The 10,989-nt window shown below is 68.3% G+C and carries 7 protein-coding genes and 1 pseudogene; 3 read left to right on the top strand and 5 right to left on the bottom strand.

What is annotated here, in order from left to right; all coding sequences use genetic code 11:
• Positions 1-233: 233 nt before the first annotated feature.
• Together G6016_RS09725 and G6016_RS09720 are read right to left on the bottom strand one after the other, a co-directional pair.
• Complete coding sequence (locus tag G6016_RS09725; RefSeq protein WP_446682114.1) at positions 234-2,423, bottom strand: molybdopterin oxidoreductase family protein; 2,190 nt, start codon at positions 2,421-2,423, stop codon at positions 234-236.
• Positions 2,424-2,507: 84 nt separating this feature from the next.
• Positions 2,508-3,923 (bottom strand): nitrate/nitrite transporter, encoded by a 1,416-nt coding sequence (locus G6016_RS09720; protein ID WP_182632469.1) that lies wholly within the window; start codon positions 3,921-3,923, stop codon positions 2,508-2,510.
• 216 nt (positions 3,924-4,139) lie between these two features.
• Here G6016_RS09720 and G6016_RS09715 point away from each other — a divergent pair, with 216 nt between their 5' ends.
• The 3 genes from G6016_RS09715 (at position 4,140) to G6016_RS09705 (ending at position 7,258) form a co-directional block, all read left to right on the top strand.
• Positions 4,140-5,288, top strand: coding sequence for a MalY/PatB family protein (locus G6016_RS09715; protein ID WP_182632468.1), 1,149 nt, complete (start codon positions 4,140-4,142; stop codon positions 5,286-5,288).
• A 298-nt stretch (positions 5,289-5,586) separates the two neighbouring features.
• Entirely contained in the window at positions 5,587-6,396 is an 810-nt protein-coding gene (locus G6016_RS09710; RefSeq protein WP_182632467.1) for an HtaA domain-containing protein, read from the top strand.
• Between the two features lie 223 nt (positions 6,397-6,619).
• Positions 6,620-7,258, top strand: a complete 639-nt coding sequence (locus tag G6016_RS09705) for a biliverdin-producing heme oxygenase (RefSeq protein ID WP_182632466.1) — start codon at positions 6,620-6,622, stop codon at positions 7,256-7,258.
• Positions 7,259-7,575: 317 nt separating this feature from the next.
• Here the strand turns inward: G6016_RS09705 and G6016_RS09700 are convergent, their stop codons facing one another.
• The 3 genes and pseudogenes from G6016_RS09700 to G6016_RS09690 all read right to left on the bottom strand — a co-directional run.
• Complete coding sequence (locus G6016_RS09700) at positions 7,576-8,262, bottom strand: hypothetical protein (protein WP_182632465.1); 687 nt, start codon at positions 8,260-8,262, stop codon at positions 7,576-7,578.
• Position 8,263: 1 nt separating this feature from the next.
• Positions 8,264-9,784 (bottom strand): HtaA domain-containing protein, encoded by a 1,521-nt coding sequence (locus tag G6016_RS09695; protein WP_182632464.1) that lies wholly within the window; start codon positions 9,782-9,784, stop codon positions 8,264-8,266.
• Positions 9,781-10,989 (bottom strand): annotated as a pseudogene (locus G6016_RS09690) (hypothetical protein); the annotation flags it as partial. The gene G6016_RS09695 and the pseudogene G6016_RS09690, both read right to left, overlap by 4 nt.

Below are 10,989 nucleotides of genomic sequence, written 5' to 3'. Positions count from 1 at the left end.
GTGCGAGAGCATGATCCGGTTGTACGGCTCGTCGGGCTCAGCGCCGAGCACCGTCACCGCGAGCAGGGCCGGGTCCGGCTGACCCGCGCGCAGCTCCTCCGCCAGGCGCGCGGCGGCCATCCCGGCGCCCACAATCACCACGCGCATCGGGCCACCATTCGCCCCGGCGGCAACGTCTGCCGCATCCGCAACGCCCACCGCATCCGCAACACCCGCCGCGCCCACCACCCCGATCACAGCGCCTCGATCCGCACGGCGCACACCTTGAACTCAGGCATCCGGCTCACCGGGTCCAGCTCGGGCAGCGTCATGATGTTGGCCCTCCCGGCGCCGGCGAAGTGGAACGGGAGAAAGACCGTGTCGGTGCGCATGTCCTCGTCGAACCGCACCTGCGCCTGCACTGCCCCACGCCGGGAGACCACACGCGCGGTGTCACCATCGGCGAGCCCGGCACCGGCCGCCACGACGGGGTGGACCTGCACCCAGGCGACGGGTTCGGCGGCGTCGAGCTCGGCGATCCGCCGGGTCTGCGCGCCGGATTGGTAGTGCGACAGCACCCGGCCGGTGGTCCCGAGCAGCGGAAACTCGGCGTCGGGCATCTCGGCGGGCGGGCGTACGGGACCCACGCAGAATCGCGCCCGCCCGTCCTCGGTGGCGAACCGCTCGGTGAACAGCCGCGGCGTTCCGTCCGGCGAGTCGGCCCCGCACGGCCAGTGCACCGCCTCCCCCGCATCGAGCCGGTCCCACGTGATCGCCGAGTAGTCGGCCTTTCCGCCGGTCGAGGCGCGGGCGAGTTCGTCAAAGACCTCGCGCGGGTCGACCGGGAACCGCTCCGGCCCGCGATCCAGACGCCGCGCCAACTCGTGCCAGATCCACAGCTCATCGCGCGCGCCCTCGGGCGGGGTGACCGACCGCCGCCGCCGGATCACCCGCCCCTCGAGATTGGTGAGCGTGCCCTCCTCCTCGGCCCACTGCGGCACGGGCAGCACCACGTCCGCGAGCGCCGCCGTTTCCGACAGCAGGAAATCCGCCACGACCAGCGTGTCCAGCGCGCTGAGCCGCTCGCAGACCCGGTCGGCGTCGGGCGCGGAGACCACGGGGTTGGAGGCGTGCAGCAGCATCGCGGTCGGTCCGCCGGCACTGCCCAGCGAGTCCAACAATTCGAACGCCGACACCCCTGCCCCCGGGATCTCGGCCGGGTCCACGCCCCACACGCCGGCGACGTGCGCGCGGGCGTCCGGGTCGGTGATGGACCGGTATCCGGGAAGTTGGTCGGCCTTCTGCCCGTGTTCGCGCCCGCCCTGCCCGTTGCCCTGGCCGGTGATGGTTCCGTATCCGGCACGCGCTCGGCCGGGCAGTCCGAGGGCCAATGCCAGCGCGATCGCGGCACCCACTACATCTGTACCGTCGGCGTGTTGTTCGGCGCCGCGGGCGGTCAGGACGTAGGCGCCGGCGTCGGCGTCGCGTGCGGCGGCCAGCAGTTCCACGGTCCGTTCGAGCTGCGCCACGGAGACTCCGGTCACCCGTTCGGTGCGTTCGGGCAGCCACGCCGCCGCCTGGCCCCACGCCTCGTCGAAGCCGGTGGTGCGCGCCGCGATGTAGTCCGGGTCGTATTTTCCGACGACGACGACAAGGTGCAGCAACCCCAGAAGCAGCGCAGCATCCGTGCCGGGCCTCAGTCGCAGGTGCACGCCGCCGCCGTCGATCGCGCGCCGCGCTGTCGCGGTGAGCCGAGGATCGGCCACCACCAGGCCGCCGGCGTTCGCGACGGTGTCGAGATGCTGGAGGAACGGCGGCATGGTGTCCGCAGGATTGGCGCCGATGAGCAGGACCGATCGTGCACTCGTCAGATCGGACACGGGGAACGGCAGTCCGCGGTCCACGCCGAAGCTGCGGTTCGACGCCGCCGCCGCGCTCGACATGCACCAGCGCCCGTTGTAGTCGATCAACCTGCTGCCCAGCGCGAGTCGGGTGAATTTGCCCAGCTGGTAGGCCTTCTCGTTCGTGAGCCCGCCCCCGCCGAACACGGCCACCCCGTCCGGGCCACCTGATTCCTGCGCCCGCCGGATGCCGTCCACGACACGGTCCAACGCGGTGTCCCAGTCACACGGAACGAGCTCACCACCCGCCCGGATCAGCGGCGTGGTGATCCGCTCGGGGTGGTCGAGCAACAGCGCCGAGGTCCAGCCCTTGCGACAGAGTCCGCCTCGATTGGTCGGGAACCAGACGGGCTCCACGTACGGGCCGCCGTCTGCCGGGGTGACGATCATCGCGCACTGCAGCGCGCAGTACGGGCAGTGCGTGTGCTCGGCGACCTGCCGTCCCGCCGCCTCGCTCATCGACTGTCCAGCCGCCTCATCCGAGACCCGGCCGACCTGTGATTCGTCGCTCGCGTACGTCGCCGGTTCACTGTGTGCGGTCATGGTCTGCACTCCTCGTCGTCGTCGTAGTCGTGCTTGTTGTTTTCACCGTCGTCACCGGCGACGTGTCCCGGTCCTCCCCCGCGATCAGCGCGCGGCGGGCTCCAACTCCCCCGCCTCCCCCGGCGAGGCTGCCTCCCCCGCCTTCACCGACGTGGGTCGCCGCAGGTAGCGCGCCCGGGTGACCAGCGCGGCGAGCACGTAGAAGGCGGCAAAGGCGATGAACGCGGCGGTCGCGGTGCCCGATGCCTGGTAGGAACTGCGCAGCGTCATGTTGATCGCGAACCCGCCCAGCGCGCCGACCGCGCCGGCCACGCCAATCAGCGCCCCGGCGTGCGAGCGCGACCAATCCGCGCGCTCCGACTCGGGCAGCCGCAGTCCTCGGCTGCGCGCCTCGAAGACCGCCGGGATCATCGTGTAGACCGACGCATTGCCCAGGCCGGTCAGACCGAAGAGCGTGAGGAACGCGATGAAGAACAGGGCGAGCGCGCCGCCGGACAGGGTGCCGCCGTTGCTGGCCTGCAGGTACGAGGTGTAGACCAGCGCGAGGGTCGTGACGGCCATCGCCCAGAACGTTATGTGCGTGACCCGGGCGCCGCCGATCCGATCCGAGATGCGGCCACCCGCCATGCGCGTGAGCGAGCCCAGCAGTGGGCCGAGGAACGTCAGCTGCGCGGCGTGGAGTGCGGCCTCCGCGGGGGTCTGCCCGTTGCCGAGGAAAGTCATGGTGAGCATCTGGCCAAAGGCGAAGCTGAAGCCGATGAACGAGCCGAAGGTACCGATGTAGAGCAGTGACAGGACCCAGTCGTCGCGGTCGCGGGCCACGTCTTTCATCGACTGCACGTCCACAGGCCGGCCGGTGAGATTGTCCATCCGCGAGGCCGCGCCGATGCCGGCGATGGCCAGGAGCACCAGGTAGATGGCTACGACCCAGTGCGGCGAGCGGTTGCCGGCGATCGCGATCACCACCAGGCCCACCACCTGGATGGTCGCCACTCCCAGGTTGCCGCCGCCGGCGTTGAGGCCCAGCGCCCAGCCCTTGTGGCGCTGCGGGAAGAACGCATTGATGTTGGTCATGGAGGACGCGAAGTTGGCGCCGCCCAGGCCCGCGATCATGCCCGTCACCAAGTACATCCACAGCGGCTGGCCCGGGTTGGCCATGAGCCACAGCATCGCCGTGGCCGGGATCAGCAGTACGAACGCGGAGAACATCGTCCAGTTGCGCCCGCCGAACACCGCCGTGGCCAGCGTGTACGGGATGCGCAGCACCGCGCCGGTGAGCGTCACGACCGCCGAGATGAGGAACTTGTCCGGAGCGTCGAGGCCATAGACGTCCTCCGGCATGAACAGCACGAGGACCGCGAACAGGGTCCACACCGAGAATCCCACGTGCTCGGCGAACACCGACCAGCGCAGGTTGCGCATCGCGATCTTCCGACCGCCGGATTCCCATTGCTCCGCATCTTCCGGATCCCAGTTCTCGATGACGTGTGTGCGAGACATCGGTTTCCCCTTCTGGCGACGGACACCCTCGCGGCGTCTCATACCGGGCAACCGTACGAACGTCCTGTTTCCGCGGTGATTCCGTCAGTTGCCACTCCGTCACGGTGTCCTCACCGCCGGGGCCCGCCGCCGTGAGGGGGCCGCGACGTAACCTGGGTTCCCGACCGGCGACCGCCGAACGCCCCGCCGACCGCACCACCGACCGAAAGGATCGCCATGCCGTTTCCCCTGGATGTTCCGGAGTCCGAGCTGCGCAAGCGCCGGAGCGAGAAGTGGCAGGCCCACCCCGAGGACGTGCTGCCGCTGTTCGTCGCCGAGACCGACGTGCTGCTCGCGCCCGCGATCCAGGAGCGGCTGACGGCTGCGGTCTCCGACGGCGACACCGGCTACTTCACAGAAGTAGAGCGCTTCGCCGGCGTCGCGGCGCACTTCTACTCCCGGTTCGGCTGGGAGGTGCCCGAGGAGCTGGTCGTGCCGGTCAACGACGTGGGTGTGGGCGTGCGCGAATCCCTGGCGCGGGTCCTGCCCGCCGGCGCCGGGGTGGTGTACTCGCCGCCGGTATACATGCCGTTCGGCCCATGGATCCGCCGGGCGGGATTGTCACCGGTATCAGTGCCATTAATTAAGTACGACGACGACGACCCTCACCTCGATCTCATCGGCATCGAGGCCGCTCTCGCCGAGGGCGCACGTGCCGTGCTGCTGTGCCATCCCCACAATCCGACCGGAGTCCTGCATTCGACCACCGAGTTGGCGGCCGTCGCGGAGTTGGCCAAGAAGTACGACGCGGTGGTGGTCTCCGATGAGATCTGGGCACCGCTGACCATGCCGGGCGTGGAGTTCACCTCGTTCCTGGCGGTGTCCGAGACGGCGCGCGAGGTGGGGTTGGCGGTGTCATCGGCGTCCAAGGCGTTCAACCTGGCGGGCCTGAAGTGCGCGTTCGTCATCAACGGCAATCCGGAGCGGTTCAAGGTCCGGCGGTCGGCGCTGTCGGGGGCGACCGGCCACTTCGGCGCGCTGGCCGGGGAGGCCGCGCTGGTCGATTCGCTGGACTGGCTCGATCAGATGCGCGCAGCCCTGGCCTCCAACCTGGACCTGATGGAAAAGCTGATGGCCGAGCACCTTCCGCGTGCGCGGTGGCGCCGGCCCGACTCCGGATTCGTGGCGTGGCTGGACCTGCGCGGGTACCCGGGTCTCGGCGACGACCCGGCCGCTCTCTTCCTCTCCGAGGGCCGCGTGGCGCTGAGCTCCGGCCCGGCCTTCGGCACCGAGGGCAAGGGCTTCGCGCGCCTGAACTTCGCGTGCTCGGAGGAGATCCTCACCGAGACGTTCGAGCGCATCGGTCGGGTCGCCGCGGCCCACTGAGCCAGGGCCTCCCGCAACATTTGTTGAGCGACTTCCGGGAATTCTCCTCAGCGGCGACCTCGTTGCCCGTTGAGCCCTTTCGTCGGACACTTCCCACCGCCAACCTGCACAAACACTGAGCGGCACGACTCGACGTGCAGCCGCGCCCACGCGGCCGCGCTCCGCACTGTGATGCATCTCACACAACCTTAGTTAAGGTAAGGCTGCCCTTCTATGGTTAAGGTAAGGCTCGCCTCAGTTGAGGTTTCCGATTCGGGCGCAGCAGTTGCCCGATACGACCAACACGAAGGACCGAGCCTTGTCCCACTTCGCTTCCCGTACCGGCGCCGTCGCGCTGACCTCCGCCGCCCTGATCGGCCTCTCCGGCCTCGCGATCCCGGCCGCCGCCTCCGCCGCCGAGGGAGCGTGCGCCCCCGAGGACGTGACGTACTCCGTCACCGGCGGCACCATCGAGTGGGGCTTCAACCAGGCGTTCCGCACCTACTTCTTCGGCAACTTCGCCCATGGAGTTCTCACCCCGTCTGAGGGTGTGTCGTTCCAGGGTGAGGAGACCGGCACGGACGGTCGCATTGTGTGGCCCGTGACCTCGGGCACCGTCGCTTCCGCCACCGCGGCCACCGCGACCGGCACGGGCGACGCCAACTTCAAGGCCCATGGCGGCGCCCTCGACACCACGCTGTCCAACCCGACTGTCGAGATCTCCGGCACCACCGGCGTGCTCAAGCTCGACTACACGGGTAAGACCGAGACGGGCACGCCGGTGACCGAGCCCCAGGCCGACGCCGCGAACTTCACCCTTCCGTCCGCGCTCAACCTTGAGCAGGACGGAACGGTCACCACCACCGCCACGGCCACCCTCGACGAGGAGTTCGTGCCGGTGTTCGGCCGCTACGAAGCGGGCTCAGTCGCGGACCCCGTCACCGTCCACCTCACCATCACCGAGACCTGCGCTGACAACGGCGACGGTGGAGATGGCGGCGACAACGGGGACGGCGGCGATGACACCGGCACAGGCACCGTCCCCGGCGACGACAATGACAACGACAACAACGGTGGCGGCGGCATCTTCGGTTCGCTGGGCAACCTGTTCAGCTTCCTGCCGTTCTAATATCGCCTGACTCTCACATCAGGCGCGCTTCGGTGCCGATGAACTGCAGTGAGTAATGCCTCCGGGGAAAGACGTGGAATGGCTGGATTCCCGTCTCCCCCGGAGGCATTTCACATATCCGCACACGACCGAAACCACACAGAAGTGTCTGCATTCCGGATATGGATCCTCAGCTCGCTTTAACGTATCCTCATTAGGCAAACCTAATTAGCTTGGAGATTCAATGGAGACCACCATTCCCGCCCCACTTGCCACCGCGCTGCACGATTCCACGATGGTGGCACATGAGCGTGCGGAAACCGCGACCTTCATTACCCGTCTAATGGGAGGGGAAGGCACGGCGGACGGTCTGGTGGCTCTCCTGCGGCAGTCCCTGCCCGTGTACGAGGCGCTCGAGGAGGCCTGCCGCGGCATCGGGGCGGATCCGCGCATCGAGCCGATCCTGGACCCGCTGCTCGACCGCACCGAGACCCTTCGCGCGGACCTCCAGACGCACGAGCAGGCGGGACGTTCCTGCGACATCGTGGTGCCCGCCGTCGAGGATTACGTGGCCGAACTGCAGGCCTGCGAGGGCAACGCGGCCGCCCTGATCGGCCACCATTACGTGCGCTACCTCGGAGACCTGTCGGGCGGCCAGATCATCAGGACCATGGTGCGCCGCCACTACGGGCTCGAGGACGGACTGACCTTCTACGAGTTCAACATCGACAAGCCCAAGGTCTACAAGGACAACTACCGCAGCGCCCTCAACGCGCTACCCCTCAGCGACGAAGACCGTCGCGAGGCCCTCGACGCGGCTACCCGCGCATTCGAGCTCAACCACCGCATCTTCCTCGACCTAGAGGCCGCCGGCATTCGCTGAGCCCTCCCCCTGGCGCGGCGCTGGTAACAGCACAGCGCCCTATTGCGGCGCCGGCATCTGCTGAGCCCCCGGGCGCGGTACCCCGCGTGAAGACGCCCTTTTTTCGACGACGACCCTGCCCCCGATTCTTCGAGGGTGGGGTCGTTGTCGTCGTCCCCCTAAACCACCGCAACCACCGTCTACCTGCAGATACACGTCGGCCCCGACACCAACTCAGGAGGTGTCGGGGCCGCGTGCGATCTGGCCGGCGTCCCGGTCAGAAGTGCGGGTCCTCGGTGTCGAGGATCGGGTGCTCGATCAGGCGGTCGGGCGTCCGGTCAGTCGATCGGGTTCTCGGCGAACAGGCTGCCCAGCGAGCCCAGTGGGAGTTCAGCACTGGCTGCGGGGGCGCCGACGGTGAGCGGCCGGAACGTCTCCCACGCTGCGTGCGTGGCGCCGCTGCCCGGGTAGGTGTAGATGCCCAGGTTGCCCTCGGCGTCGCCGGCCTCGTCCTCGATGAGCGCCGTGGAGACGGTGAACGTGGCGGTGAAGCTGCCGTCCTCGGCCAGCTCGATCGCGCCGCCCTTTGCTCCGCCGATGGCCTCCATGTCCTCGGCCGCAACGGCCCAGAACTGCGAGATCGAGGTGCGGTTGGCCGACGGGGCGTCCTCGGACGGCTTCCACTCGTCGGCGAACTTGCCGAGGATCACGTAGATCCCGGCGCCCTTGCCCAGCAGCGGACGACGGGTTCCGACCACAGTATCGTCGTCAAAACCCGCACCGGTGACGACGATCTCAGTGTCGCCCTCCTCGCTGATCACCGACTTCGAGACGGAGATTCGGGGGCCGTCCTCGGCTGCCGCATCCGCGGAGCCGGCGAACTGCGACAGGGTGTTGATGACAGCCGAGCTGCCCTGGGCCTGCGCCACCGGCGCCAGAACCGCACCGGCCAGGAGTGCGGCGCCTGCACTGATCACAGCGCCGCGACGGACAGCGAGGGTCAGCCTGGAACGAAGAACGTTCACGTCAGTCCTTTCTGAGAACTGTCTGCAAGAAAAGGCCTGCTGCGAGCGCGAGCAGCACCCCACCCACCCACCATTGCCAATGCGGGAGGGCGTTATCCGCGTCTGAGGAGGCGGAAGTGTTTGCGTAGACCACATCGCTGAGCGGCAGGTTCGCCGCGACAGGCACGGTCCCCTGATCCGTCGTCGACGCCGGTGCCGCTGCTGGCGCAGCGTTGCCCCCGCCCGAGGTGCCCCGGTTCGTCGACGGTGCCGAGGCGACCGTCGCGGCCACTGTGCCCGCGGTCATCGGGGTCTGGGCGCTGTACCTCACGTCGTACTGGGCCGAGAATTCCTCGTCCACGACCAGGTCGCTGCTGACAGTCGAGTCCGTTGACGTGGCGACGCCGCCACCGCCTGCCTGAGCACCCTGCCCCGCTTGGGCTGCTCGGGCAGCGTTCACCGCGTCGGGCTGGGCGGGCTTCCACGCCTCGTCCATCCACGCGGCGGCGGTGTCGGACACATCGGTGCCGGCGGCGCGGAGGATGTCCTCGACCGTGTCGTCGATGACCTGGCCGAGAATGCCCTTAGAGGTGCCGCCGGACGTCGGCGAGTCGCACGCCTCCGTAAGGTTGTCCGACCCTCTGGATGCCCATCCGACCGACACCGGCAACGCCACCTTCATCGGATCAGCCGTTCCGCCCGACGAGTACCAGAAGGAACCCGACCCGGTGTCGTTCGCGAAGTCCACGAATTTCGTGGGGAACGCACCCCAGCTGTCGCCATCCCGATTCTGTTCAGCCGCCCCGGTCGGGGCCGAATACTCAACACCGAGATAGGCGGGAGAAACAGCAAATCCCTTTTCCCCGGACAATTCAACGCAATCACGGGGAAGATCAGCAATCGTCACGTTTCGTGGCGTAATCTTCTCCCACAATTTCGCATCTTTACGATCAGTCTTATGACCGCCCAATGTTGCGGTGATTTTTGCCGAGGACGGGGTGACCTTTAGTTCCGGATCGGACAGCGTCATGTACACAAATCCGGAGTAGTAGACAATCGAGGCAGTGCCATCCCAGGAGATGGTGGCGGTGCCGGACTCGACATCCACGGTGCCCTCGCCGCCGGAGAAGAGCATCTCCAACCCGCTGTGCGCCCCAGCGGTCAGGGGTGCGCCCGATCGGTCTGTCTGAGTGTCCGCCCACGAGGCAGTCGCGAGCTCTCCATCTTCATTGCGCTTTTGGATGGTCACATCACCCGACGTCGACCTCCACGCGCTTGAGGGAATCGCCGTGTTGGGGCCCGAAATGTGCGGCGACACATCGCCCGCGTAGAGGAAGTTGAACGTGCCCGGTGCGTGCCCCTTGGTGCCGGTCTCCGAGTTCACACCCCAGCGCAGCTCCGCTCCGGTCACCTCCTTCACTCCGGCAGAATCGCTCTCTTCAGCGCGCGCCGTGGGCGCCCAGGCGATCAGCCCCAGCGCGAGGACCAATGCCAGGGCGAGAGCGAATGCTTCGCGAAACAGCGACTGTGCTTGCCGGGTCATCGCAGATCCTTCTTCTCGAACGAGGTGGTGGACTGAGCTGTGCCGCCAGCCATCGCCGGATGCGGGAACGGAGCCTGCGGGGGGTCCGCGTACGGCCGCGACTCGCCGGAACACTGCTCGCCACCCAGGTAATTGCCGGTTCCGTAGTGGCCGGTTCCGTAGTGGCCGTCTTGATCGGCCAACCCTGGATTCGCGTCCTGACCGGTGAGGCGGTCCGGGTCGATGGTGGTGTCGTCGTCGTCAAATTCTGAACCGTCACCACGTGCGGCGGCGCGCTGCCGTCGCGCGACCACCACCGCGATCATCGCGAGCAGCACCAGCGCGGCCAGGGCGAGGAAGATCCACTTCAGCGACCCCTGCAAGCCAGACGTCGACGCAGCCTGGGCGATGTCCACCCGGACCGGGAAGCGCTCGACGGCCTCCAGCGCGGAACCGGCACCCGCGGCGCGGATCTCGTGAGTGCCTGCCTCCAGATCCTCGGGCAGGGCGATCACTCCGGCGACCTCGCCGTCGACGCCGGCCACGACCGGGCCAACCGCCGCAGCGCCGTCGCCGAGCACCACATACACCTGCTCACCCGGCCAAAAGCCTGCCGCGGCGAAGCCCATCGCCCCGCCAGGACGAGCCGACTTCCGGTCGACCTCCACCACAGCGGCTCCGCGCGAGGTGGTGCCGCCAGTTGCATCGATCGGCGCGTTGTCCGGAGCAGTTGCCGTGTCGCCCTCAGCCGGCGCCGCATCTCCCCCATCATCGACCGACGCGCTGATATCGGTCGACCCCTGCACCGACACCGTGCCCTGTGACCGGTTCACAGAACGCCCTGCGCCGGACACGCGACCCGACGACCGGCTGCCATTGTTGGCCGGCGCCTGGGCAGCGGCTTCCGGAGCAGCGGCCGGCGCCTCGGCCGCGGGGGCAGCACCGCCCTGGAATTCAACAGGCGTAAAGGTTTCGTTGGCGCCGTTGCGCACGCCGTGCGCGCCCCAGGTGAAGAAGCCGCAGGTCATCTTGAGGCAGTCGATGCGCTTGCCGCCGGCGCCGGTGAACGTGGGGCCTGGGACGGTGAGCTGGACCCGGAACGAGCCGTCACTGCCCATCGTGCCCTGGGCCTCGCCCGCGGTCTCCGAGCCGGGGAACGCCACAAACGCCTGATAGCCCTGGTTGTTCCGCGACTGGTCGTCGGGAACGTAGTCGTACGCACTGCC

The sequence above is a fragment of the Dietzia aerolata genome (assembly GCF_014144865.1).
GTDB lineage: Bacteria > Actinomycetota > Actinomycetes > Mycobacteriales > Mycobacteriaceae > Dietzia > Dietzia aerolata.
Note: the sequence above shows the minus strand (reverse complement) of the source record. Positions and strands in the feature narration are given on the sequence as shown.